Origin of the sequence: Flagellimonas halotolerans (assembly GCF_035818535.1) — a bacterium.
GTDB classification, from domain to species: Bacteria; Bacteroidota; Bacteroidia; order Flavobacteriales; family Flavobacteriaceae; genus Flagellimonas; species Flagellimonas halotolerans.
This window is the reverse complement of sequence record NZ_JAYKYV010000005.1, coordinates 227,430-252,955: the sequence shown is the minus strand read 5'-3', so window position 1 is coordinate 252,955 and position 25,526 is coordinate 227,430. Positions and strand designations below refer to the sequence as shown.

At 43.7% G+C, this 25,526-nt stretch carries 20 protein-coding genes and 2 riboswitches; of the genes, 19 read left to right on the top strand and 1 reads right to left on the bottom strand.

What is annotated here, in order from left to right; translation table 11 throughout:
* Positions 1-46 precede the first annotated feature (46 nt).
* Positions 47-154: riboswitch (SAM riboswitch) on the top strand.
* 113 nt (positions 155-267) lie between these two features.
* From VM932_RS08420 to VM932_RS08330, 19 genes are all read left to right on the top strand, one after another.
* Positions 268-1,542 (top strand): O-acetylhomoserine aminocarboxypropyltransferase/cysteine synthase family protein, encoded by a 1,275-nt coding sequence (locus VM932_RS08420; protein WP_326278367.1) that lies wholly within the window; start codon positions 268-270, stop codon positions 1,540-1,542.
* A gap of 28 nt (positions 1,543-1,570) precedes the next feature.
* A complete protein-coding gene (gene thrA, locus VM932_RS08415; protein WP_326278366.1) occupies positions 1,571-4,951 on the top strand; it encodes a bifunctional aspartate kinase/homoserine dehydrogenase I in 3,381 nt (1,126 codons plus the stop codon).
* Positions 4,948-6,120 (top strand): trans-sulfuration enzyme family protein, encoded by a 1,173-nt coding sequence (locus VM932_RS08410; protein ID WP_326278365.1) that lies wholly within the window; start codon positions 4,948-4,950, stop codon positions 6,118-6,120. The genes thrA and VM932_RS08410 overlap by 4 nt, the downstream gene beginning before the upstream one ends.
* Before the next feature lie 55 nt (positions 6,121-6,175).
* Positions 6,176-6,583, top strand: coding sequence for an RrF2 family transcriptional regulator (locus VM932_RS08405; protein ID WP_014033276.1), 408 nt, complete (start codon positions 6,176-6,178; stop codon positions 6,581-6,583).
* A gap of 178 nt (positions 6,584-6,761) precedes the next feature.
* Positions 6,762-7,025: a DUF2061 domain-containing protein gene (locus VM932_RS08400; protein WP_326278363.1), complete on the top strand. Its 264-nt coding sequence runs from the start codon at positions 6,762-6,764 to the stop codon at positions 7,023-7,025.
* 11 nt (positions 7,026-7,036) lie between these two features.
* A complete protein-coding gene (locus VM932_RS08395) occupies positions 7,037-7,660 on the top strand; it encodes a phosphoadenosine phosphosulfate reductase domain-containing protein (RefSeq protein WP_326278361.1) in 624 nt (207 codons plus the stop codon).
* A 103-nt stretch (positions 7,661-7,763) separates the two neighbouring features.
* Positions 7,764-8,663 (top strand): sulfate adenylyltransferase subunit CysD, encoded by a 900-nt coding sequence (gene cysD / locus VM932_RS08390; protein ID WP_326278379.1) that lies wholly within the window; start codon positions 7,764-7,766, stop codon positions 8,661-8,663.
* Positions 8,664-8,714: 51 nt separating this feature from the next.
* Entirely contained in the window at positions 8,715-9,962 is a 1,248-nt protein-coding gene (locus tag VM932_RS08385) for a sulfate adenylyltransferase subunit 1 (RefSeq protein WP_326278360.1), read from the top strand.
* Between the two features lie 72 nt (positions 9,963-10,034).
* Positions 10,035-12,125 carry a HEPN domain-containing protein gene (locus tag VM932_RS08380; RefSeq protein ID WP_326278359.1) on the top strand — a complete coding sequence of 697 codons (2,091 nt, stop codon included), beginning with the start codon at positions 10,035-10,037 and terminating at the stop codon, positions 12,123-12,125.
* Positions 12,118-12,894, top strand: coding sequence for a uroporphyrinogen-III C-methyltransferase (gene cobA, locus VM932_RS08375; protein ID WP_326278358.1), 777 nt, complete (start codon positions 12,118-12,120; stop codon positions 12,892-12,894). The genes VM932_RS08380 and cobA overlap by 8 nt, the downstream gene beginning before the upstream one ends.
* A gap of 74 nt (positions 12,895-12,968) precedes the next feature.
* Positions 12,969-14,030: an NAD(P)/FAD-dependent oxidoreductase gene (locus tag VM932_RS08370; RefSeq protein ID WP_326278357.1), complete on the top strand. Its 1,062-nt coding sequence runs from the start codon at positions 12,969-12,971 to the stop codon at positions 14,028-14,030.
* 86 nt (positions 14,031-14,116) lie between these two features.
* Complete coding sequence (locus tag VM932_RS08365) at positions 14,117-15,034, top strand: helix-turn-helix domain-containing protein (protein WP_326278356.1); 918 nt, start codon at positions 14,117-14,119, stop codon at positions 15,032-15,034.
* Between the two features lie 83 nt (positions 15,035-15,117).
* Complete coding sequence (locus VM932_RS08360) at positions 15,118-15,879, top strand: SDR family NAD(P)-dependent oxidoreductase (protein ID WP_326278354.1); 762 nt, start codon at positions 15,118-15,120, stop codon at positions 15,877-15,879.
* A gap of 142 nt (positions 15,880-16,021) precedes the next feature.
* Positions 16,022-16,130, top strand: a riboswitch (SAM riboswitch).
* Positions 16,131-16,238: 108 nt separating this feature from the next.
* The gene (locus VM932_RS08355; protein ID WP_326278352.1) at positions 16,239-17,240 is read left to right on the top strand and encodes a homocysteine S-methyltransferase family protein; all 1,002 of its coding nucleotides are present in this window, start codon (positions 16,239-16,241) and stop codon (positions 17,238-17,240) included.
* Between the two features lie 2 nt (positions 17,241-17,242).
* On the top strand, positions 17,243-19,921 hold the full coding sequence (gene metH / locus VM932_RS08350) for a methionine synthase (protein WP_326278351.1): 2,679 nt from the start codon (positions 17,243-17,245) through the stop codon (positions 19,919-19,921).
* Positions 19,922-19,924: 3 nt separating this feature from the next.
* Positions 19,925-20,878, top strand: coding sequence for a methylenetetrahydrofolate reductase [NAD(P)H] (gene metF, locus VM932_RS08345; protein WP_326278350.1), 954 nt, complete (start codon positions 19,925-19,927; stop codon positions 20,876-20,878).
* Between the two features lie 121 nt (positions 20,879-20,999).
* Positions 21,000-22,100 carry an acyloxyacyl hydrolase gene (locus tag VM932_RS08340; protein WP_326278349.1) on the top strand — a complete coding sequence of 367 codons (1,101 nt, stop codon included), beginning with the start codon at positions 21,000-21,002 and terminating at the stop codon, positions 22,098-22,100.
* Positions 22,101-22,102: 2 nt separating this feature from the next.
* Entirely contained in the window at positions 22,103-22,900 is a 798-nt protein-coding gene (locus VM932_RS08335; protein ID WP_326278348.1) for a head GIN domain-containing protein, read from the top strand.
* Between the two features lie 131 nt (positions 22,901-23,031).
* Complete coding sequence (locus VM932_RS08330; RefSeq protein WP_326278347.1) at positions 23,032-24,054, top strand: serine hydrolase domain-containing protein; 1,023 nt, start codon at positions 23,032-23,034, stop codon at positions 24,052-24,054.
* On the opposite strand, the gene VM932_RS08325 is transcribed toward VM932_RS08330, so the two are convergent.
* A complete protein-coding gene (locus VM932_RS08325) occupies positions 24,051-25,502 on the bottom strand; it encodes a pyridoxal phosphate-dependent decarboxylase family protein (RefSeq protein ID WP_326278346.1) in 1,452 nt (483 codons plus the stop codon). The genes VM932_RS08330 and VM932_RS08325 overlap by 4 nt on opposite strands.
* Positions 25,503-25,526 lie beyond the last annotated feature (24 nt).

Here is a 25,526-nt window from a genome sequence, read left to right as displayed (position 1 = left end):
TTTTCCATCAGTATATTTGTCGTTCGAAGTTCAAACAAGTATTGATTAGTTATCAAGAAAGGTGGAGGGAGTAGACCCTTTGAAGCCTTAGCAACCCTTGGCCCCCAGTGCCGAGAAGGTGCTACATTCTATCCCGGTTGGGTATAGATAACGACAATCGACCATTTTCGATTTCATTTTCTTATAACTTTTTGATTTTCTTACGCCCACGGGCTAAGGGTTTGACTTTTTAATGTTTGGTTTTAACAATTAAAAAAAAGCAAAGTCATGAGCGATCAGAAATTTTCTACCAATGCCCTGCATGCAGGACACGATGTAACAGCAAACGGAGGAACAAGAGCGGTGCCCATTTATCAGAGTTCAGCCTATGTGTTCAACGATTCCGATCATGCGGCCAATCTTTTTTCCTTGGCAGAGTTTGGAAATATTTACACAAGGATCAATAACCCGACAAACGATATTCTGGAGCAGCGACTTGCCGCTTTGGAAGGCGGAATTGCCTCAGTGGTCACAGCTTCGGGAACTGGAGCGATAAACACCGCATTGCTGGTCTTGCTCAAAGCCGGGGACCATATCGTAGCTTCCAACAGCTTGTATGGTGGTACCTATAACCTATTTAGCGTAACCCTGCCCCGTTTGGGCATCACCACAACATTTGTAGACCCATCGGATCCATCCAATTTTGGTAAAGCCGTAAAAGAGAATACCAGGGCTTTTTTTGTGGAATCCTTGGGCAATCCAAAGTTGGATGTACTGGATTTAAAAGCAATTTCCAAAGAAGCTAAAGCGGCACAAGTGCCATTTATTGTGGATAATACCGTTGCTTCACCAGCACTATTGAACCCAATTGAACACGGGGCCAATATCGTCATTCATTCCCTTACCAAATACATTAATGGCAACGGGACGGCTCTGGGCGGCGTTATAATCGACGCAGGTAATTTTGATTGGACCAATGGTAAGTTCCCGGAATTCACTGAACCTTCTCCAGGATATCACGGATTGGTCTATCACGATGCACTTGGACCAGCAGCATATATTGCCAAGGTTCGGGTGGAAGGATTACGGGATCACGGGGCATGCTTGAGCCCTTTTAATGCCTTTCAGATTATTCAAGGATTGGAAACCTTGGAAATTCGCATGAAAAAACACAGTGAGAATGCTCTGGCATTGGCACAATGGCTGGAAACCAGGGAGGAAGTTGAGTGGGTAAACTATCCAGGGTTGGATTCCAATACCTATAAAGCCTTGGCGGATGAGTACTTGCCCAATGGACAAAGTGGTATTGTTACCTTTGGTGTTAGGGGAGGATATGAGGCCGCCAAGAAAATTGCGGACCAGACCAAACTATTTTCGTTGTTGGCCAATATTGGCGATACAAAATCCTTGATTATCCACCCTGCAAGTACAACGCACCAACAGTTGGGCGCAGAAGATCAAGAGTCCGCAGGGGTAACCCAAGATTTGATCCGATTGTCCGTAGGCTTGGAAGATTTGTCCGATCTAAAGGCAGATTTAAAAAATGCCTTTGCAAGTATTTAATCGGAGTTAATAATGTGATGGAATAGCTATGTTGAATTATCTGAAAATAGAAAATTTTAAAACGCTGAGTGGCATCGAGCAGGATATTGGGTTATCCTATCAGATATTTGGGAAACCCTTGCATTCGGCACCCATAATCTTGGTAAACCACGCGCTCACCGGTAATTCCAACGTAGCAGGCAAAGATGGGTGGTGGTCCGATTTGATAGGGGATGGCAAATGTATCGATACGGAGAAGTACACCATTTTGGCATTCAATATCCCAGGAAATGGTTTCGATGGTTTTATTATCGAAAACTACAAGGATTTTGTGGCCGGGGATATTGCCGGAATGTTTCTCTGGGGATTGGAGCAATTGAAAATCGATAAATTGTTCGCCATTATCGGTGGTTCATTGGGAGGTGGAATTGCTTGGGAAATGACAGCCATCAACCCAAATATTACGGAACACTTAATTCCCGTGGCATCCGATTGGAAATCCACGGATTGGTTGATTGCCAACTGTCAGATTCAAGAGCAGTTTTTGGTGAATTCCAAACAGCCCGTGCACGATGCCCGTATGCATGCGATGTTGTGCTACCGCACTCCAGAATCTTTCAAAGAGCGATTCAAAAGAAGTACCAACGAAGAGCTACAGGTTTTTAATGTGGAATCTTGGTTGATGCACCACGGTAAAAAATTGCAGGAGCGTTTTCAGTTGTCCGCCTATAAGTTGATGAATCAATTGCTAAAGTCCATCGACATTACCCGTAATGGGGAAGGGGCTTTCAGGGCATTGCAGGAAAGTGATACCAAAATCCATATCATCGGGGTCAATTCCGATTTGTTCTTTACGGCTGAGGAGAACAAGGAGACTTTCAAAAGATTGGCCCAAGCCAACACCAATGTCACCTATGGTGAAGTGCAATCGGTACATGGTCACGATGCCTTTTTGATGGAGTTTGGGCAATTGGAAAAATTGTTGGAAACCGTTTTTCGGAAAAATACCGAACGCATCAAAATTTTAAAGTTTGGTGGAAAATCCTTGGCCAACGGTGAAGGTATTCAGCGCGTATTGAAAATTATCACTCAAAGATTTGAAGAGAAGGAACACTTTGCCGTCGTGGTTTCCGCTCGTGGAAAGGCCACGGACCAATTGGAAAACTTGCTCGAAAAGGCAGCCAAGGGAGTCGATTTTCAGACAGATCTAAAAAAGTTTGCCGACTATCAGAAAAATAATTTTGATGGTCTCGATATTGATCGGGAGCTGGCCGCCATCGAAAAAATATTGAACGGGGTTTCACTAACAGGTGATTACAGTCTAAAAACCAAGGATGAAGTATTGTCCTTCGGCGAACTGATATCGGGGAAATATGTGACTGCCGCTTTGAACGCAAAGGGAATCAAAGCGGAGCTGTTGGATTCCCGTAAACTCATTAAAACCGATGATAGTTTTAGCAATGCGGAGGTAGATGAGGGACTTTCCAAAGAAAACGTGATTCGATATTTCCACAACCTGAAAGCGGGTACCATTCCTGTTGTCACCGGTTTTATCGCTTCCAACAAAGAAGGGGCGACCACTACTTTGGGAAGAAATGGGACCAATTACTCAGCAGCCTTGTTGGCCAACTTTTTGGACGCGGGCGAACTGATCAACTACACCCACGTGGACGGTATTTTTACCGCCAATCCAGATTTGGTACAAGATGCCAAGTTGATTGATGTGATATCCTATGGTGAAGCCAATGAACTTGCTAATTTCGGGGCAAACATTCTCCATGCGAAAACCATAATTCCATTGATCGAGAAAAATATTCCGCTGCGTATCTGCAATACCTTCAACGATGACAACGAAGGAACCTTGATCGGGCCGAAAACCGACAATGGTGGAATTAAATCCCTTTCGGTGCTCGATAACATGGCCCTTATCAATTTAGAGGGGAGGGGACTGCTCGGAAAAGTGGGTGTGGACATGCGGATTTTTAGAGCCTTGGGCCAAAATGGCATCAGTGTCGGGATTGTTTCCCAAGGGTCATCGGAACGGGGCATTGGCCTTGTTGTGGACGAATCCAAAGCCGATAAGGCCAAAAAAGTGCTGGACCAAGAATTCGAGACGGATTATTCTTCCCAGGACATCAACCAGATTTCGGTGGTGAAGGATGTCTCCGTCATCTCCATTGTTGGGATGGATTTGAGCAGCTTCCACAAGCCGTTCAATGCATTGGCCAAAAACCAAATCACGCCCTTGCTTTTCAACAATACGGTTACCGGGAAGAATGTGAGTATGGTGGTGAAGAAATCCGATTTGAACAAGGCCATCAATGTGATTCATGGGCAAATCTTCGGGATTGCCAAGAAAATCAATCTGGCATTGTTTGGACATGGCAATGTAGGGGGCACGCTGATCAGTCAGATTTTAGATTCCAAAAACAGTATTGAGGAAAGAAAAAGCATTGACTTAAAAGTGTTTGCCGTAGCAAATTCCAAAAAAGTGCTTTTGGATGCTTCAGGGGTTGGTGCCGATTGGAAAGAACGTTTGGAAAAAGAGGGGCAACCCTATCAGATTGGTGATATAATGGCCTTTGCCAAACAGCATCATTTAGAGAACCTGATAGCGGTTGACAATACGGCGAGCAAAACGTTTGTGGAGCAGTACGAACCCTTGATAGCACACGGCTTCGATTTGGTTTCATCAAACAAAATAGCAAATACGCTGGGTTTTGAGAAATATAAATCCATTAGGAAGTGTTTGGATAAAAATCAAAAACAATATCTCTACGAGACCAATGTAGGGGCAGGGTTGCCCCTAATTGATACCATTAAATTGTTACACCTTTCCGGAGAGAACATTACGCGGATCAAAGGGGTGTTCTCTGGGTCGTTGAGTTATATTTTCAATACTTTTTCGGAGAAAGATGTTTCCTTTTCGGAAATTGTAAGGGAAGCTATGGAAAGTGGGTTCACTGAACCCGACCCAAGGGAAGATTTGTCCGGGAACGATGTAGGACGGAAGCTGTTGATTCTGGCCAGGGAGCTAGATCTTCAAAATGAGTTTTCCGATATTGATGTGCAAAACCTGATTCCCGATGAGCTCCAAACCTTGGATTTTGAAAAATTCATGGAACGCATCGGGGAGATGGATAATATGTACAAGAAAATTAAAGAGAGCCAAGACCAAGGACATGTGTTGCGCTATGTAGGTGATTTACATGGCGATTTGCAACAAGATAAGGGTGTTTTGGAGGTAAAATTGATTTCTGCACCCAAAGAAAGTGCCTTGGGGCAGGTAAAAGGTTCCGATTCCATTATTGAGATTTATACGGAGTCCTACGGGGAACACCCCTTGGTGATTCAAGGAGCTGGAGCTGGAGCGGCCGTAACGGCAAGAGGCGTATTTGGTGACATATTAAGAATAGCAGAGAAGATATGAGCAATAAAGGCAAGCAATTCGAAACGGAAGCGATAAGAACGCAAATGGAGCGCAGTCAAAATTTGGAACATTCCAGTCCAATTTACATGACATCGAGCTTTGTTTTTGAGGATGCGGAAGATATGCGCGCATCCTTTGCGGAGGAAAAGGCCCGGAATATTTATTCCAGATATTCCAACCCAAATTCGAACGAACTCATCGAAAAAGTATGCAAGATGGAAGGTGCCGAGAGTGGTTTTGCCTATGCCTCGGGCATGTCGGCAGTTTTTTCCACCTTGGCGGCCTTGCTGGATGCCGGTGATCATGTAATATCATCCAAGAGTATTTTTGGTTCCACACATACCCTGTTCACTCAGTTTTTTCCAAAGTGGAATGTTGGCACCAGTTATTTTGATGCCAATGATTTATCGGAGATTGAGGGATTGATCAAACCCAATACCAAGATTCTTTATGCTGAAACACCTACCAACCCGGGGGTAGATGTGTTGGATTTGGAAGAGTTGGCCAAGATTGCCAAAAAACACGGGCTCATATTTATTATCGACAACTGCTTTGCGACCCCATACTTACAACAACCTATAAAATTTGGTGCCGATTTAGTGATTCACTCCGGAACCAAGTTAATGGACGGTCAAGGAAGGGTGCTGGCAGGAATCACCGTAGGTAGCGGCGAGTTGATGGATAAAGTATATCGTTTTTCCCGTATCACTGGCCCTGCATTGTCACCCTTCAACGCGTGGGTATTGTCCCGCAGTTTGGAAACCTTGGCTGTCCGGGTAGATAGGCATTGTGAAAACGCCTTGAAACTGGCCACCTATTTGGAAGATCATAATCAAATTGAATGGGTGAAATATCCATTTTTAAAATCCCATCCAAAACATGAAATCGCCAAAAAACAAATGAAAGCTGGTGGTTGTGTTGTTGCTTTTGAGGTAAAAGGAGGTCTGGACGCAGGCAGGGAATTCTTTAATGGTATTGAACTATTATCCTTATCTGCCAATTTGGGTGATGCCCGAAGCATTGTTACCCACCCCGCATCTACCACCCACAGTAAGCTCTCCACAGAAGAACGTGAGGCCGTGGGAATCTCCGATGGAATGGTTCGGGTCTCCGTGGGCCTTGAGCATATCGATGATATTATTGCTGACATTGAGCAGGCTTTAGGATAACCTTTCCGAAAATCGGTTTTAGAGGTAGATTGTTAATTTTCCCTATATTCGTGCGATGCTCTCCAAGAAGACAAAATACGGACTCAAAGCACTTACCTATCTTGCAAAAGTCGAGGGACGGGAACCTGTCCAAATCGCCGAAATAGCCAAGCAAGAGAATATTTCCCAAAAGTTTTTGGAAAGTATTTTGCTCACGCTCCGCAGAAATGGACTTTTGGGCTCCAAAAAAGGTAAGGGTGGGGGATACTATCTAATTAAGGATCCAGAAGACATACTCATGACCACCGTAATGCGGGTTTTGGAAGGACCAATTGCAATGGTTCCCTGTGTGAGCTTAAATTTCTACGAAAAATGTGATGATTGTCCGGATGAGGTGGAATGCTCCGTTCATAAATTAATGCTTCAAGTAAGAGACAGTGCCTTAGATGTGTACCGCAACAATACGCTTGCCGATTTGCTGTAAAAGCCTCAAAAAACAGTATTTATCCAATTTGATTTGTCAAATTATAGTGCTTTTTTTAGATAATCTACTAAAACTATAGGTTAAAAGTAAATTTATGGTTGATTTTACTTTTACTTCCAAAAAATAATTTTACTTTTGAAATCCCTACTAATCCGATAGGGTAATTAAAGTTGATAAAATGATTACTGATCAATTGATAATAAAACGTAATAAGGAGCAAAGTACTTATACAAAGGACAGCACTTCGGAAAGCCCTAAAAGAAGTATCGTAAAATCCATAAGTTGGAGAATTGTGGGTACTCTGGATACTATATTGATATCTTGGGTTGTAACAGGGACCTTAAGTATGGCTTTTTCAATTGGATTGGTGGAACTGGTCACCAAAATGGTGCTTTATTTTTTTCACGAGAGAATATGGAACTCCATCAAATGGGGTAAATAAAATTAATGGCAATGGCATTGACGCAAGAAGAAATACATAATTTGAACCGCCAGTTTAAGGGCATTCCGCCAGAGGAAATCATATCATGGGCAATAGGTCACGGTGAAAAATCCGTGGTCACCACTAATTTTAGACCTTATGAGGTGGCCATCCTGCATGCAGTTACCGAAGTGGATAAAAGCATTCCGGTAATTTGGTGCGATACGGGCTATAATACACCCCAAACCTATAAACATGCCGAAGAGTTGATTTCCAGATTGGGACTCAACATAAAATTATATGTGCCAAAACAGACAAGTTCCCATCGCGATGCAGTTATGGGGATTCCACAAATAGATGACCCCCTGCACAAGGAGTTTACCGAGCAAGTGAAGTTGGAGCCTTTCCGTAGGGCAATGGCCGAGCACAAACCTGATGTTTGGTTCACCAACCTGCGCAAAGGGCAGACTGCCCATAGGGATTCCTTGGATGTTTTGAGTTTGAGCAAAGACGGCGTACTTAAAGTGAGCCCGTTTTACCATTGGAGCGACACCCAATTGGATGCTTATTTAAAAGCACAGGGATTGCCGAACGAGCACAAATATTTTGATCCGACCAAAGTATTGGCCAACCGCGAATGTGGTTTGCATACCTAATAAAATAGTAATTGTCCCCTTGAGCATAAGCGAGAGGTAAAAACAAAATTGAACTTTGAGTACACTTACAGAAGAAATAAATAGACCAGAGACCTTGAACGGCTTGGAAAGGCCAAACGCAAATGCTCTGGAACATGAGGCAATTTATATTATGCGCGAAGTAGCGGCACAGTTTGAAAAACCTGTACTGTTGTTTTCCGGAGGAAAAGATTCCATCACATTGGTACGTTTGGCCCAAAAAGCATTTTGGCCCGCCAAAATACCTTTTCCCTTAATGCATATTGATACAGGCCACAATTTCCCCGAAACCATCGAGTTTAGGGACAGATTGGTCGAAGAGCTGGGAGTGGAACTGATCGTGCGTAACGTTCAGGACTCCATTGATGAGGGAAAAGTGGTTGAAGAGACCGGTAAATATGCCAGTAGGAATATGTTGCAGACCACGACCCTGTTGGATGCCATCGAAGAATTTAAATTCGACGCCTGTATTGGAGGGGCTCGAAGAGATGAGGAAAAGGCAAGGGCCAAAGAGCGTATTTTTTCAGTGCGTGACGATTTTGGACAATGGGACGAAAAGAACCAACGCCCCGAATTGTTCGATATGCTCAACGGTGAAATCGAAATAGGGCAAAATGTGCGGGTGTTTCCCATAAGTAACTGGACAGAATTGGATGTTTGGAGCTATATCCAAAAAGAAAACATAGAAATTCCATCCATCTATTTTGCACACAAAAGAAATACCTTTCTACGGGATGGCTTGATTTGGTCCGCGGAAGATGATGTGGTTTTTAGGGCAGACGATGAGCAAGTGGAAGAACGAATGGTGCGCTTTAGAACCGTGGGGGATATGAGCTGTACCGCAGCGGTTGAATCCCATGCCGATACCATAGATAAGGTAGTGGCCGAAATCAGGGATTCCAGAATTTCGGAAAGAGGTGCGCGGATTGATGACAAACGCTCCGAAGCCGCCATGGAAAAAAGGAAACAACAAGGTTATTTCTAAAAAAAAACAAAAGTCATTTCCACGAAGGTGGAAATCTAAAAAGATAAAGCATTGGAAGTATTAAAAATAGCAACAGCAGGAAGTGTAGATGACGGTAAAAGTACCTTGATCGGAAGATTGCTGTACGATACAAAATCAATGACCGACGATAAATTGGAGGCCATTGAAAGGACCAGTAAACAAAAAGGATACGATTATCTCGATTTTTCGTTGGCAACCGATGGATTGGTAGCCGAAAGAGAGCAGGGAATCACCATTGATGTGGCCCATATCTACTTTTCAACCCCATCCAAAAGTTACATCATTGCCGATACCCCAGGCCATGTGGAGTATACTCGAAACATGGTTACGGGAGCCTCCACATCGCAGGCATCCATTATTTTGATCGATGCCCGAAAAGGAGTGATCGAACAGACCCACCGCCACTTTTTCATCAACAACCTGTTGCGGGTGAAAGATGTTATCGTGGCCATCAACAAAATGGACTTGGTGGATTTTTCGGAAGAAACCTATAACAAAATCAAGGCCGATTTTTCAGAATTGATGGGAAAAAGGGATTACCAAGATCAAAATATAACCTTCATACCCGTTAGTGCCTTAAAAGGTGATAACGTAGTGAACCGTTCCGAGCATACACCTTGGTACCAAGGGCAAACCTTATTGGAACACTTGGAAGAACTTGATCAAAAAGACATCTACAATGCGGGAACACCTCGTTTTCCAGTACAGTATGTAATTCGACCAAAAACCGAAGACTTCCATGATTTTCGCGGATTCGCAGGGAAAGTGTATGGTGGGGAGCTAAGCGTAGGCGACGAGGTAGTGGTATTGCCATCCATGACCCGATCCAAAATAAAGGCCATTTATTTTTATGATAAGGAATACCAAACAGCACCAAGACGATCCTCGGTTACCATTACTTTGGAAGATGAGGTGAATGTAAGTCGAGGGGATATGTTGGTAAAAGCCGGTGATTTGCCCACGGTGGACAAACAATTGACCGCTACCGTATCTTGGATGGACAGTGACGACTTTACCCCGGGAGGAAAGTATGTGCTTCAGCATGGGGTGAATAAAGTACTCGCCAAGGTCGATGCCATTGAGCATAAAATCCATCCGGATTATTCAGGAATTGAAGAGAATGTAACTTCACTTCAAATGAACGACATCGCCAAAGTGCGCTTAAAATTGAACAAGCCTATTTTTTATGATAGGTTCAAGGACCATCGTACAAATGGTTCCTTTATCATTATCGATAGTCGGACAAACAACACCGCAGGCGTAGGATTTATTGAATAATTTCTTCCATTAAGTGGAAGATAAGGGGGATTTTTCGAAATAACTCTATAAAATAGATAGGAAAAATAGATTATGCAAAGCTTTAGAACAGAAATAGAAAACCCAGTTGTACAAAAGGACATCATTGAATTGGAGAAAAAGATTCAAGAGTTCAAAGGTGGGAATGTAGATGAGGAAAAATTCCGAAGTCTTCGTTTGGCCCGTGGTGTTTATGGACAGCGCCAACCAGGGGTGCAAATGGTTAGGATAAAATTACCTTACGGCAAGGTCACTTCCAATCAATTGCTTCGAATTTCCGATGTTTCCGATGAATATTCTAGGGGGCGATTGCATATCACCACCCGTCAAGATATCCAGATCCACTACGTGGATTTGGAACGGACCCCAGAGCTTTGGGCCCAATTGGAAAGGGACGAAGTAACCATTCGCGAAGCCTGTGGGAATACTGTCCGTAACGTTACGGCAAGTGAAACGGCAGGTATCGATGTGAACGAACCTTTTGATGTTTCGCCTTATGCCCATGCCGTGTTCGAGTATTTCCTAAGAAACCCAATAGGTCAGGAAATGGGAAGAAAATTCAAAGTTTCCTTTTCCGCCAGCGATGAAGATACCGGCTTGTCCTACATGCACGACCTGGGTTTTATCGCCAAAGAAAAAAATGGGGAAAGAGGCTTTAAAGTCATGTTGGCCGGTGGATTGGGGTCACAACCACGCCACGCCGATGAATTGTACAGCTTTTTGCCTACGGATAAAATCATTCCTTTGATGGAAGGCGTAATCCGTGTATTTGATAGATACGGAGAACGTAAGAGTAGGGCAAAAGCCCGTATGAAATTCTTGTTGAAGGATATTGGTCTGGATGGTTTCAGGAAATTGCTCGATGAAGAACAATTGGCCATCCCGCACAAAACCTATCCCATTAACTTTGAAGATTACCCCAAAGTAAACGTTGCTGAGGTCGAAACTCCGGAAGTTACCATTGAGGATCAAGGAGCTTTTGAAGCTTGGAAATCCACCAACTTGGTACCTCAAAAACAAGAAGGCTATGTGGCCATAGGTATAAAAGTGCTTTTGGGCGACTTCTATACCGATAAGGCCCGTGAACTGGCAAAATTGGTAGAGGACTATGCTGCTGGGGAGATTCGATTATCCCTCAGACAAAACATATTGATTCCCTACGTAAAAGAGGAATTGCTTCCTTTCTTTTACCAAGAGCTGAAGAAATTGGGCTTTGCCGAAGCAGGTTATAATAAAGCTTTGGACATCACAGCTTGTCCTGGGACAGACACTTGTAACCTTGGAATTGCCAGTAGCACCGGTATTGCCGATGAGCTGGAACGTGTAATCAAGGCAGAATACCCACAGTACATCAAAAATCCGGATGTCGTTATCAAGATCAGTGGATGCATGAACGCATGCGGACAGCACAATATGGCCCACATCGGGTTTCAGGGAATGTCCGTGCGTACCAAGGATAAATTGGTGGCACCTGCCCTTCAGGTTTTGTTGGGAGGAGGAAATTTTGGCGATGGCAATGCAAGATTTGCCGATAAAGTGGCCAAGATTCCAAGTAAACGAGGGCCACAGGCATTACGTCTTATCTTGGATGATTTTGAGGCCAATGGAAACGGGGCATCGTTTACCGATTATTACGAGGAAAAAGGACAACATTATTTCTATGATTTCCTTAAGCCTTTAACGGATGTGGACAATCTTACCCAAGAAGATTTTATCGATTGGGGCAATGAAGAAAAATATAAAAAGGAAATAGGAATCGGGGAGTGTGCCGGAGTCATCGTAGATCTAGTGGCAACACTGTTCTTTGAGAGCCAAGAAAAAATAGAAAATGCCGAAGAGGCCATCAATGACGGAAAATGGGCGGCAAGTATCTATTATTCCTATCAATCCATTGTGAACTCTGCAAAAGCATTGTTGACAGCAGAGAAAGTCAAGGTCAATACCCATGCCAGCATTATCAGGGATTTTGATAAACTGTATGTGGAAGAAGGGAAAATAGCCTTCGAGGGCGGGTTTGATAAAATAGCCCTTCAATTAAACAAGAACAAACCATCCGAAGCCTTTGCGAAAAGTTATTTGGAAGATGCCAAAACTGTTTTGAACAGATTGGAGACGTTCAGAAAATTAGAGTTGGAACATGCATAGCGGAAAGTTGACAGTAGTGGGCGCAGGCCCGGGAGATGTGGAATTGATCACCCTAAAGGGAGTTAAGGCCCTGCAAGGTGCAGATGTGGTGCTGTACGATGCCTTGGTCGATTCCAGATTATTGGAGCACGCCCCACATGCGGAGAAAATATTTGTGGGCAAGCGCAAAGGTTGCTATGCCTATCAACAAAAACAAATCAACGATTTGATTGTAGAACGGGCAACCCAGGGATTGCACGTAGTACGATTGAAAGGAGGAGACCCATTTGTGTTTGGCAGGGGAGCCGAAGAAATGGAACACGCATCAGCATTTGGGATAGAAGTGGCCGTAGTGCCGGGAATTTCGTCCTCGGTATCCGTGCCGGCATCACAACACATTCCCGTGACCAAAAGGGGTGCTGCCGAAAGTTTTTGGGTGATAACCGGAACTACCAAGGAACACAAGTTGTCCAGCGATGTAAGCTTGGCAGCAAAATCCAATGCAACGGTAATTATCCTTATGGGAATGTCCAAACTGGGGGAAATCATGCAATGCTTCAAAGAAGAAGGGAAAAAGGAAACCCCAGTGGCCATCATTCAAAATGGAACCATGGAAAACGAAAAAATAGGTATTGGCACTGTTGCTTCCATTGAGCACAAGGCAAAGGAGCAGCAGCTGTCCAATCCTGCCATTATAGTTATTGGCGAAGTGGTCAACCACCGTCAAAAAATATTGGATATTCAAAATAAATATCAACATCAGGGAAAAAAATTGCTAGAGAAAATTTAAATCAAGTGTCAGCTCGAAGTATGTCACCCTGAGCGTAGCCGAAAGGGACTTCAAGAGCATTTAAAAGGAGAATTATGATCAAAACAGATATTGTTATAATCGGAGCAGGGCCAACAGGATTGTTTACCGTATTTGAAGCAGGATTGCTCAAACTAAAATGTCATTTAATCGATGCATTGGCACAACCAGGAGGGCAATGTTCGGAAATCTATCCCAAGAAACCCATTTACGACATCCCTGCCTATCCAGAGATTTTGGCAGGAACCTTGGTAGATAACCTTATGGAGCAAATCAAACCATTTGAACCAGGTTTTACCTTGGGAGAGCGTGCAGAAACCTTGGATAAGCAAGAAGACGGTTCCTATATCGTTACCACCAACAAGGGAACGCAGCATCATGCCCCGGTTGTTGTAATCGCTGGCGGATTAGGGTCTTTTGAACCCAGAAAACCCATGATTCCAAATATTGGCCTCTTTGAAAGCAAGGGAGTGGAATATATGGTAAAGGATCCAGAGCAGTTCCGTGATAAGAAAGTGGTGATTTCCGGTGGAGGGGACTCTGCATTGGATTGGGCCATCTTTTTGGCCGATGTGGCTTCCGAAGTTTCCTTGGTACACCGTAGAAACGAATTCCGTGGTGCGCTCGATTCTGTGGAAAAAGCACGGGAACTTGCCAAATTGGGCAAAATACAATTGTTCACCAAGGCCGAGGTAAAGGAAATCCATGGCAAGGAGGATTTGCATGCCGTAGTGATCAAGTACAACGATGAAGATAAGGAATCCACCTATGTGGAAACAGATTTCTTTATCCCATTGTTCGGATTGTCCCCAAAATTGGGTCCTTTGGGCAACTGGGGCTTGGAAATTGAGAAAAATGCCATCAAAGTGAACAATGCGAAGGATTATCAGACCAATCTTCCAGGGGTATTTGCCATTGGCGATGTCAACACCTATCCAGGGAAACTGAAGTTGATCCTATCCGGATTCCACGAGGCGGCCGTGATGTGTCAATACGCTTACCAAATCATCAACCCGGATAAGCGATTTGTAATGAAATATACCACCGTTGGCGGTGTGCAAGGATTTGACGGATCCAAAAAAGAGGCCAAAAAAGAAGTAGTACAGAGCATTAATTAATTATTTGTTTTAGAAGAGAGGACGCCTCCCAGAAGTAATTCTGGGGGGTGTTTTTGTTTTTAAAGTATATTTGAATTTTACAGGGAATGGACAGTCTTTTTACATTGCACGATTTCTATGGTAAGCTACATTTGCCCATTCCCGAAAATATTGGGAAGGATATCGGCCATTTCAATGTTTTTAATATCGCCGAGTACCGTACAAGGTTGAGCAAAGGTGAAATGCGGTATGATAGGCGTTCCTATTTCAAGATCAGCCTTATCAATGGAAAAAACCGTGCGGAGTATGCCGACAAGGTGATTCATATTGAGGACAAGGCCCTTTTGTTTGCCTCGCCCCGGATTCCCTATAATTATGTGCCACAGGATGAAGACCAATCAGGGTATTTCTGCGTTTTTACCGAAAACTTTTTATCTAAAGATAAAAGTGGAATCATTTTGGAAAAACTGCCCCTATTTCAACCAGGAGGTTATCCCATACTCAACATCTCGGAGGAACATTATGCGGAACTGGAAAACCTCTTTAAAAAAATAGATGGGGAGCTTTCTTCCGACTACCCATTCAAATTTGATTTGATACGGGCCTATGTGATTGAATTGCTGCACATGGGACAAAAACTACATCCGGTCCAACCCCTGGAAAACGGAAAAAATGCCGCCATCCGCATCACCGATATGTTTGTGGAGCTATTGGAACGGCAATTTCCTATAAACACCCCGGCCCAAAGATTGCTGTTGAAAACCGCCAACGACTTTGCCGAGCGTTTGGCCGTACATGCCAATCACCTCAATAAAGTACTCAAAGAGACTACGGGCAGCACAACAACTGCGATAATCCATGCAAGAATATTCGAGGAAGCCAAAATACTGCTCAACAACACAGATTGGACCATTTCCGAAATCGCGTTCAGTTTGGGTTTTGAGGAAGTGGCCCATTTTTCCAATTTCTTTAAAAAACATGCGCAGCTATCCCCTTTAAAATTTAGGTCCTTCGTCAAAGTTTGATTTTTACAAAAAACAGATTGATGCTCGCAACCCCACAGGGACATGCCCGGCTAATTTTGTTTTAAAATCAAAAATCAAATAAAATGAGCAAAGAAAAAATTGCATTGGTAACCGGTGGTAGCCGTGGACTAGGCGAGGATATGGCCATCAATTTGGCAAAGAAGGGATTGCATGTTTTGTTGACCTACCACAGTAACAAGGATCAGGCGGACAAAACGGTGAACGAAGTTGAAAAAATTGGTCGAAAAGCCTACGCGCTTCAATTGGATGTTGCCGATAACCAAAGTTTTGATGCCTTCGCGGATGAGGTCAAAAAAGGGGTTGATTCCCATTTTGGGGCATCAGGGATTGATTTCTTGATCAACAATGCCGGGATAGGAATCAATGCCCCGATCAGTGAAACCACAGAAGAACAGTTCGATGCTCTCGTGAACATTCATTTCAAGGGAGCATTTTTCTTGACCCAAAAACTGTTGCCCATCCTTGCTGATGGTGGAGGTATCGTGAATGTTTCCAGCGGATTGGCACGGTTCTCCTTTCCCGGTTATTCGGTCTATGGGTCCATGAAAGCGGCCATCGAGGCATTGACCCGATATCAAGCAAAGGAATTGGGAGCGCGTCAAATAAGGTCAAATGTGGTTGCCCCTGGGGCCATTGAGACCGATTTTGGTGGCGGAACCAATAAAAATGATGAAGCCAAAAGGGCCGCTATATCCAATTTTACAGCCTTGGGCCGTGTTGGAACCCCAAGTGACATAGGCGGAGTGGTGGCTTTCTTGTGTACGGATGACGCGAAATGGATCAATGCGCAGCGCATTGAGGTCTCGGGCGGGATGATGGTCTAAAAAACATCACATAAATGTGATAAAAATGGGTTGAGCGATCAATCCGTTTTTTATTGTTGGTTTTCTAAAAATTAATGGGCATTTTTTGCTTTTCACTGGGGAGTACCGTTTCTTTGCAGTTCAGTTCATTTATAAGTTGAAAGTGTTATCAAGAAAGGTGGAGGGATTGGACCCGTTGAAGCCTTAGCAACCCTCGACTTCGAGAAGGTGCTACATTCTACCCTTGTCCTGAACGATTCTCGGGAAAGTACGGAGCAACATCCTGCCATTGGGGAAGGATAACGAAAAAATACATTATCAAAGTATTTACCGCACTTTTCTTGATACCATTGCAACCTCTTTTGAAGGAAGAATGTATTATGGAAAAAATTGAAGATATATTGAAGAAACGGATTTTGGTGTTGGATGGGGCCATGGGCACCATGTTGCAGCGCTATAAATTCAAGGAGGAAGATTTTAGGGGAGAACGGTTCAAGGATTGGCCCAGTGATTTGCAGGGAAACAACGATTTGTTGTCCTTGACCCGACCAGAGGCCGTCAAAGATATCCATCGAATGTTTTTGGAAGCAGGAGCGGACATCATTGAAACCAATACATTTTCGGGTACAACCATAGCCATGGCCGATTACGGTATGGAAGAATTGGTGTATGAACTGAATTATGAATCCGCGAAGCTTGCAAAGCAAGTAGCGGAGGAATTTACCAAAAAGGACCCGGACAAACCCCGATTTGTGGCAGGAAGCATAGGTCCGACCAATAAAACGGCCAGTATGTCCCCAGATGTGAACGACCCGGGCTATCGTGCCGTCTCTTTTGATGAACTCCGAATAGCCTACAAACAACAAGTAGAAGCCCTGCTGGATGGTGGTTCCGATATATTGTTGGTGGAGACTATTTTTGATACCCTCAACGCCAAAGCAGCCCTTTTTGCCATTGAAGAAGTAAAGGACGAACGCAATATAGAAGTGCCCGTGATGGTCAGCGGCACCATCACCGATGCATCGGGAAGAACCTTATCTGGGCAAACGGCCGAGGCCTTTTTGATTTCGGTTTCCCATATTCCCATTTTGTCCATTGGATTCAATTGTGCCTTGGGAGCCAAACAATTGGTGCCCCATTTGGAGGTGATTTCGGCAAAATCGGAATTTGCTACCTCCGCCCACCCCAATGCAGGATTGCCCAATGCCTTTGGCGAATACGACGAAACACCCGAACAAATGGCAGCACAGGTCAAAGAATATGTGGACAAAGGATTGGTCAACATAGTTGGCGGATGTTGTGGAACCACTCCAGAGCATATAAAGGCCATTGCCAATGTGGTAAAGGATTATGAACCGAGAAAACTTCTGACTCCAGCATAGTTATGGCAACGAACAACGAACAACGATATTTGAAGCTGAGCGGACTCGAACCCTTGATTATTACCCCGGAAAGCAATTTCATTAACGTAGGGGAACGCACCAATGTGGCGGGTTCCAAACGGTTTTTAAGGCTCATTAAAGAAGAAAAGTTTGATGAGGCCCTGGATATTGCCCGCGATCAAGTGGAGGGTGGTGCCCAGATCATTGATGTGAACATGGATGATGGCCTGATAGATGGTGAAAAAGCCATGGTCAAGTTTTTGAACTTGATCGTTTCCGAACCCGATATTGCCCGAGTGCCCATCATGATCGATAGTTCCAAATGGGAAATCATCGAAGCCGGACTTCAGGTAGTACAAGGTAAATGTGTGGTGAATTCCATCAGTCTCAAGGAAGGGGAAGAAGAATTTATCCGCCATGCCAAATTGATCAAGCGATATGGTGCCGCAGTTATTGTTATGGCCTTTGATGAAGTTGGGCAAGCCGATAACTTGGAACGTCGTATTGAAATTGCCAAACGATCTTATGATGTGCTGGTCAATAAGGTAAAATTCCCTCCAGAGGACATCATTTTCGACCTGAACATTTTTCCTGTGGCCACGGGAATGGAGGAGCACAGGCGTAATGCCGTAGATTTTATAGAAGCAACCCGTTGGGTAAAGGCAAACCTTCCCTATTGCAGCGTCAGTGGGGGAGTGAGCAATGTTTCGTTCTCCTTTAGGGGAAACAATCCAGTGCGGGAGGCCATAAATTCAGCCTTTTTGTTCCATGCCATTAAGGCCGGGATGAATATCGGGATCGTAAACCCTACCATGTTGGAGGTCTATGATGACATACCCAAAGACCTGCTCGAACATGTAGAAGATGTACTATTGGATAGGCGGGACGATGCCACCGAACGCCTATTGGAATTTGCGGAAACCGTTGTGGGAACCACAAAGGAAAGCAAAGTAGACCTTTCGTGGAGGGAAGAACCGCTACAAGACCGTATTACCCGTGCCTTGGTCAAGGGAATAGACCAATATATTATTGAAGATGTGGAAGAGGCCCGCCAGCAGGCTGCCAAACCTTTACATGTTATAGAAGGCAATTTGATGACCGGAATGAACGTGGTGGGCGATCTCTTTGGAAGCGGGAAAATGTTTCTGCCACAGGTGGTAAAGTCCGCTAGGGTGATGAAGAAGGCTGTTGCCTATTTGACGCCATATATTGAAGCATCCAAAGACAAAAATGCCAAGGCGGCCGGAAAAATACTGATGGCCACCGTTAAGGGCGATGTGCACGATATTGGAAAAAATATAGTGAGCGTAGTGCTTGCCTGCAACAACTACGAAATCGTGGATCTTGGAGTGATGGTGCCACCGGAAAAAATTATAAACGCGGCCAAGGAAAAACAGGTCGATATTATCGGTTTGAGCGGGTTGATTACCCCATCCTTGGATGAAATGGTATTTTTGGCCAAAGAAATGGAGCGCCAAAACTTTGAGGTTCCGCTGTTGATTGGCGGTGCTACCACGAGCAAAGCCCATACGGCAGTGAAGATCGACCCTCAATACAGTCAAGCTGTGGTACATGTGAACGATGCCTCAAGAGCCGTGACAGTAGTGGGCGATTTGCTTCAGGATGAGACTTCTGCGGGTTATAAAAAAGCCATCAAGCTGGATTATGAAAGCTTCAGGGACAAGTTTTTGAAACGTGGCAAGCAGAAGGAATATTTGACCGTGGAGCAAGCAAGGAAGAACAAACTTCAAATCGAGTGGGATCCATCCGACATTAAAAAACCAAACCAGTTGGGCATTGAGGTCTGGGAAGATTTTGATTTGACCAAATTGGAAGAGTTTATTGATTGGTCCCCATTCTTTCGAAGCTGGGACCTGCACGGAAAATACCCCGATATTTTGACCGATGAGGTTGTTGGAGAACAGGCTAAAGAACTCTTTAAAGATGCCAAAGAGCTTTTGAACCAAGTGTTGGATGAAAAACTATTGAAGGCCAAGGCCATTTTCGGGTTGTTTCCTGCCAGTCAAATCAATGAAGATGATATAGAAGTTGAAAATGATGATGAAACCTTCATTTTTAGAACCCTTCGTCAACAATTGAAGAAACGCGAAGGGGTTCCCAATATCGCATTGGCTGATTTTATCGCCCCCAAGGATTCAGGAATTCAAGATTACATAGGTTGTTTTTGCGTGAGTGCAGGTTTTGGTACCCAAGAATTGGCCGCTGAGTTTGAAAAAAATCACGATGATTACAATTCCATTATGATCAAAGCTTTGGCGGACAGGTTCGCAGAGGCTTTTGCAGAATATCTTCACAAAGAAGTCCGAACCAAATATTGGGGCTATGCAGTGGATGAAAACCTCGACAATACGGAGCTGATCAAAGAAAAATATCGAGGTATCCGACCCGCACCCGGTTACCCTGCCTGTCCCGACCACTTGGAGAAACTTACCATTTGGGAGATGATGGACGTGGAAGAAAAAATAGGTGTGAAACTTACCGATAGTCTGGCCATGTGGCCCGCTGCAAGTGTCAGTGGGTATTATTTTGGACATCCCCAGGCCAAATATTTTGGATTGGGAAAAATAAAGCAAGACCAAGTTAAGGATTTTGCTGAGCGAAAAGATATAAAACTGGAGGAGGCCCAAAAATGGCTGGCTCCCAATATTGTTGATCAATAACCAATGAAAATCACCGACCATATACAAAAGGCGAACGGCGAGACACTTTTCAGTTTTGAGATTGTGCCACCCGTAAAAGGAAAAAGCATTCAAGAGCTCTACAGGAATATCGACCCCTTAATGGAGTTTAAGCCTCCTTTTATTGATGTGACCACCTCTAGGGAAGAGTACATTTATAAGGAGAAAGATGGGTTGCTGGACAAAAAATTGACCCGTACACGCCCGGGAACTTTGGGCATTTGTGCCTCATTAAAGCATAAGTACAATGTGGATACCGTTCCCCATGTACTTTGTGGTGGTTTCACGAAAGAAGAAACGGAGTACCTTTTAGTGGACTGCCAGTATTTGGAGATAGAAAATGTAATGGCGTTGCGGGGCGATGCCCGAAAAGAGGAAAAATATTTTACACCCACCAAAGGTGGACACCAATATGCCACGGATTTGGTTGAACAGATCCAAAATATTAATGAGGGCAATTATTTGCATGATTCGATTGAATCAACTGACCTGAACAGCTTTTGCATTGGTGTGGCGGGCTACCCCGAAAAGCACATGGAAGCCCCATCCTTACAGTCCGATTTGAAGCGGTTGAAACAAAAGGTGGATTTGGGAGCCGATTATGTGGTGACACAAATGTTTTTTGATAACCAAAAGTTTTTCGCTTTTGTAAAGGCCGCTCGTGAAATGGGCATCGATGTTCCGATTATACCGGGAATAAAACCCATTGCCGTTAAAAGACACCTTCAGTTATTGCCACAAGTATTCAGTATAGACCTGCCACAAGACCTGATTGATGCCGTTGAAGCTTGCAACAACAATAAAGAAGTGCGTAAAGTTGGAGTGGAATGGGCCATTCAGCAATCCAAAGAATTGAGGGAAGCTGGGGTTCCTGTACTGCATTACTACTCCATGGGAAAATCGGATAATATCGAGGCCATAGCCAAGGAACTTTTTTAAAAGTTGATGTTAAGGGTCCGGGGGAGCGGAACAATCCGATCTGTAAAGTAAGGCTTGTTTTTTCTTTCTTTTCTTTTCTTATGAATACAGGTGTTTTTTAATTTTCCTACATTAGCGTCCCATGAGGTGCCTACTTAGCCTATTCGTATTTTTGACTTCATTTTTTGGGTTTTGCCAAACCGATGATGCCCCAAAGGATTTTGTATTGGATGTGAACCAATTCTATGGTTCCATTCTTCTGCACAATCCAGATATTTCACATTTGATCACCAATCATCCTGGAGGGGTGATTTTGGGTATCAGCAGAAAAACTTATGGGCACAAAGAGTGGGAGGCCGATTTTGGGTATCCGGATACAGGGTACACATTTGTCTATCAAAACACCAATAATCCAACTCTTGGGGAACATTTTGGGGTGTACGGGCACTATAATTTCTATTTCTTTAAAAGAAACGTTCAGTTACGGGTGGCACAAGGGTTGGCATACACCAACAACCCTTATGACAAAGACGATAATTTTAGGAACAATGCCTACGGAAGCCATATTTTGAGCAGTACTTTATTAATGCTGAACTATCATAGGGAAAATCTTTTTGCAGGATTGGGGGTCAATGCCGGACTTTCGTTCATTCATTATTCCAATGCAAACTTTAAAGCGCCCAATACATCGACCAATACATTTGCCATAAATTTTGGATTGACCTATAATCTTGATGAGGAAACCAATTATGAATACATGGCAACCGAACCAAAAGGGACAATAACTGAGCCTGTCCGTTATAACCTGGTGCTACGCGGCGGAGCCAACGAAAGTGATGTAATCAATATGGGGCGTTATGGCTTTGCCACTATATCTGCTTACGCCGATAAACGTTTGGGCAAGCGAAACGCTGTTCAATTGGGAACGGATATTTTCTTTTCCAACTTTATAAAGGAGTTGATCAGGTATCAGTCCATTGCATTCCCAGAGTTGGACGTTGATGCGGATACCGACTATAAAAGAGTGGGACTTTTTCTTGGCCATGAACTCTTCGTAAACAAAATGAGCGTTGTGGCCCAGTTGGGATATTATGTATATTACCCTTTTGATTTTGAGGGAAGGATGTACAACCGGATTGGGATGAAACGGTATTTTGGAGACAAAGTCTTTGGTGCCATCACATTAAAATCACATGGGGCCAAAGCAGAGGCGATCGAATTTGGAATAGGAATCAGGTTATGAAAATGAGGAAGTACAACATTCAAAATGAAAAGCGTCCCCTTGAGGGGACTTTTGGGGTGTTTTTGATGCTGGTTTCTTTTTTGTTTGCCTCCTGCAACGGCGATAATGTGCCGGACTGTTTCCAAAATGCAGGCGATTTGGCACGCCACACGGTAGATGTTCCTGAATTTAGTGCCATTACTGTTTTTGAAAACTTAAATGTGGTATTGAAACAGGGCGAGGAACAACAGGTAGAGATCCAGACCGGGGAATATCTCATGAATGATGTTTCAGCAGTTGTTGAGGATGGTCGCCTTGTCCTTCGAAACGAGAACAGTTGCAACTATATACGCGATTATGGACTGACCACCGTTTATGTTACATCGCCAAACATCACGGAAGTCCGAAGTAGTACAGGCCTGTTAATTTCCAGTGATGGTATTTTGGATTATCCCAACTTGTCCTTGATTTCCGAGAGTTTTAGCAATCCTGAAACCGGAACAACGGATGGCTCTTTTGATTTGAGCCTTAATTCGACCACGGTAAGAATTGTGGTGAATGGCATAGCTTACTTTAAGCTTAGAGGAAATACCGAAAATTTTAATGTTACCGTGGCCGCAGGGGATTCAAGGATTGAAGCGGAGGGTTTGATCGCCGATAAAATTGGTATCAGCCACAGGGGCTCCAATGATGTCTATGTTAACCCTCAACAACGGTTAGGCGGTGTTATTCGAGGGACAGGAGATGTGATAAGCGTTAACCGTCCACCAGAAGTAGAAGTGGAGGAACTCTACAATGGGAAGTTGATTTTCCAAGATTGATGTAGCTTCTAACAATGAAGTTGGTTTTCAGAAACTTTTATATTTCTCTTTATTTTCGATATTTAAACCAAATCCTTGGGAAACCCTGCAGATGTTAATATATCTTTTCGTCATTTTTAAAGATCGGTTTTATGAACGGAGGTAAAGGTTTAGAGCAAGTGGATATAATTCTCCACAATTTGATCACTGACAAAAAAGTGCCGGGTTTGGCTATTACCATTATGGATAATGGTGGGAAGGTACTTCAAAAAGGATATGGATTTGCCGATTTGGAAAACAGGGATAAGGTAGATCCTAAACGTACGGTTTTTCGCATCGCTAGTATTTCTAAATGTATCACTGGATTGGCCTTGGGCAAAATGGTAGAGGATGGGATTGTGGATTTGGATGAATCTTTTTACACCTACGTACCCTATTACCCCAAAAAGAAATACGATTTTACGTTGCGGCAATTGGCGAGTCATACTGCAGGGATTCGTGGGTATCGGGGCAAGGAATACGCTTTGAACCAAAATTACTCCATCAAAGACGGTATGGAAATCTTTAAAAACGACCCCTTGTTTTTTGAGCCTGGAACCAGTTATCTATACAACAGTTTCGATTTTGTATTGCTGTCCTTGGCTATGCAAGAAGCGAGCGGAATATCATTTCAACAATATATAAAGGATACTATTTTGATGCCTTTGGGATTGGAAACTACATTCCCTCCCCAAAAAGATGTCAGTTCGAGTACAGTCGAGAACATAGCACAATTCTATACCAAAAAAGCATTGGGGTTTAAAGAGGCCGTTGAGGTAAATAACACATACAAACTGGCTGGTGGCGGATATTTGTCCACCTGTGACGATGTGGCACAACTAGGACAAGCCATTTTAGAGCGAAAATTGCTAAAGGCAGCAATCTATGATGAATTATTGGCATCTCAAATTATAGATGGCAAACCCACCTACTACGGTCTTGGATTTCAAGTGAGTCAAGATGCAAAGGGGAGGCCTTTTTATGGTCATGTGGGAAACAGTGTTGGCACTTATACCAATCTTTTTGTGTATCCCAATGATCAAAAAGTGGTTTCCATTTTGATTAATTGTACCGATCCAAAGGTGCAAAAAGAATTGGACCTGGCCATTGATGCTATTTTTGATGGTACGGTCTAAACCTTACTTGCCAATTTCGCCTCAATGTCCAAAGCATACTTTTTGCAGAGGTCAAACGTATCGGTCACATCCTTCATGGTGGTTCTTGGGTTGATGAGACACATCCGAAGTACAATTTGTCCATTCAAAATAGTGGTGACCAGCAATGCTTTGCGTGACTCCACTACTTTTTCAGAAATGTACTGGTTGATTTTGTCCAATTCCTTCTCTGAATAATTCTTGCTTATGGGGTTGTACCTAAAGTTGATGACGGCCAAGGTTGCCGGGAAAACCACTTCCCAACTTTTGCTGCCCCGTAACATCGTTTCCACTTCTTCAGCCAAATCAATATTATAGGTGATGGCATCTCGGAATTCCTTTAAACCAAAGGTTTTTAGGGACATATAAAATTTTAGGGCCCTGAACCTACGGGTCAATTGAATGCCGTGGTCATAAAAATTGATTTCAGAAGTATTCCCTTCAATATCCCTTAAATATTCTGGTTTTTCGGTGAAGGTATGGCTCAGGTTTTTGTGGTTCCGAACCAAAAGGCAGCCCATTTCATAAGGCTGGAAGAACCATTTGTGGGGGTCCACGGTCAAGGAGTCGGCTTTCTCGATACCTTTCATAGCCTGTTTGCCCTTTTTGGACAAGATAGCCGCACCGCCATAGGCACCATCAATATGGAACCAAATATCCTCTTTTTTGCATATTTTCCCCAATTCCACCAATGGGTCAACCGTTCCCGTGTTGGTAGTTCCCGCGGTGGCTATCAAACAGAAGGGATAAAGGCCTTCCAGTCTGTCTTTGGCAATACAGTTCTTCAATTTGTTTACGGAAAATTTCAATTCATTATCCGTAGGAATTACCCTGATCTGTTCTTTTTTGAAGCCCAACACCCGAATGGCCTTAATATTGGATGAGTGTGCCTGGTCGGAAAGATAAATCACGGCTTTGGAGAAATCATCACCACACTTTATTCTTCGAGCTGTGACCACCGCGGTAAGGTTGGCCATAGAACCGCCGCTGGTAAAAATACCGCCTCCCTTTTTCTTTGGAAAACCAAAAATCTTCAATAACCATTGAATGGTGACAATTTCCAGCTCAGCTGCTGCAGGACTGGCGGCCCATCCTCCAGAGAAGATGTTGTAGCCCGTTGCAAGTGCATCGGCCATAACGCTTACATAATTACTTGGGCCGGGAACAAATGAAAAAGACCTTGGGTGCGCCATATTGGCACTATTGGTCATTACTTTTTCCAGGACAAAATTAAGCACCTGAGATGGTTCGGAACCTTTTTCGGGAGCCTCTTCGAGGAACAAAGAATCCATTTCTTCACGTGAGCCAAGGGCTACGGGCAATTTTTGATCTTGTGTAGCGTGATGTTCCACAATGGCATCCACAATCTGATAGCCATAGTTTTTCATTTCTTCTTTGGAAAGTTCCAATTTGGCGTTGTTCTTCTTCATAGGTCCTTTTTCTTCTGAACCGCA

What these genes read in the sequence shown, in the direction of transcription:
- VM932_RS08420 (WP_326278367.1), top strand. Translation starts at nt 268, where the DNA reads ATGAGCGATCAGAAATTTTCTACCAATGCCCTGCATGCAGGACACGAT.
- thrA (WP_326278366.1), top strand. Translation starts at nt 1,571, where the DNA reads ATGTTGAATTATCTGAAAATAGAAAATTTTAAAACGCTGAGTGGCATC.
- VM932_RS08410 (WP_326278365.1), top strand. Translation starts at nt 4,948, where the DNA reads ATGAGCAATAAAGGCAAGCAATTCGAAACGGAAGCGATAAGAACGCAA.
- VM932_RS08405 (WP_014033276.1), top strand. Translation starts at nt 6,176, where the DNA reads ATGCTCTCCAAGAAGACAAAATACGGACTCAAAGCACTTACCTATCTT.
- VM932_RS08400 (WP_326278363.1), top strand. Translation starts at nt 6,762, where the DNA reads ATGATTACTGATCAATTGATAATAAAACGTAATAAGGAGCAAAGTACT.
- VM932_RS08395 (WP_326278361.1), top strand. Translation starts at nt 7,037, where the DNA reads ATGGCATTGACGCAAGAAGAAATACATAATTTGAACCGCCAGTTTAAG.
- VM932_RS08380 (WP_326278359.1), top strand. Translation starts at nt 10,035, where the DNA reads ATGCAAAGCTTTAGAACAGAAATAGAAAACCCAGTTGTACAAAAGGAC.
- cobA (WP_326278358.1), top strand. Translation starts at nt 12,118, where the DNA reads ATGCATAGCGGAAAGTTGACAGTAGTGGGCGCAGGCCCGGGAGATGTG.
- VM932_RS08370 (WP_326278357.1), top strand. Translation starts at nt 12,969, where the DNA reads ATGATCAAAACAGATATTGTTATAATCGGAGCAGGGCCAACAGGATTG.
- VM932_RS08365 (WP_326278356.1), top strand. Translation starts at nt 14,117, where the DNA reads ATGGACAGTCTTTTTACATTGCACGATTTCTATGGTAAGCTACATTTG.
- VM932_RS08360 (WP_326278354.1), top strand. Translation starts at nt 15,118, where the DNA reads ATGAGCAAAGAAAAAATTGCATTGGTAACCGGTGGTAGCCGTGGACTA.
- VM932_RS08355 (WP_326278352.1), top strand. Translation starts at nt 16,239, where the DNA reads ATGGAAAAAATTGAAGATATATTGAAGAAACGGATTTTGGTGTTGGAT.
- metH (WP_326278351.1), top strand. Translation starts at nt 17,243, where the DNA reads ATGGCAACGAACAACGAACAACGATATTTGAAGCTGAGCGGACTCGAA.
- metF (WP_326278350.1), top strand. Translation starts at nt 19,925, where the DNA reads ATGAAAATCACCGACCATATACAAAAGGCGAACGGCGAGACACTTTTC.
- VM932_RS08340 (WP_326278349.1), top strand. Translation starts at nt 21,000, where the DNA reads ATGAGGTGCCTACTTAGCCTATTCGTATTTTTGACTTCATTTTTTGGG.
- VM932_RS08335 (WP_326278348.1), top strand. Translation starts at nt 22,103, where the DNA reads ATGAGGAAGTACAACATTCAAAATGAAAAGCGTCCCCTTGAGGGGACT.
- VM932_RS08330 (WP_326278347.1), top strand. Translation starts at nt 23,032, where the DNA reads ATGAACGGAGGTAAAGGTTTAGAGCAAGTGGATATAATTCTCCACAAT.
- VM932_RS08325 (WP_326278346.1), bottom strand. Translation starts at nt 25,502, where the DNA reads ATGAAGAAGAACAACGCCAAATTGGAACTTTCCAAAGAAGAAATGAAA.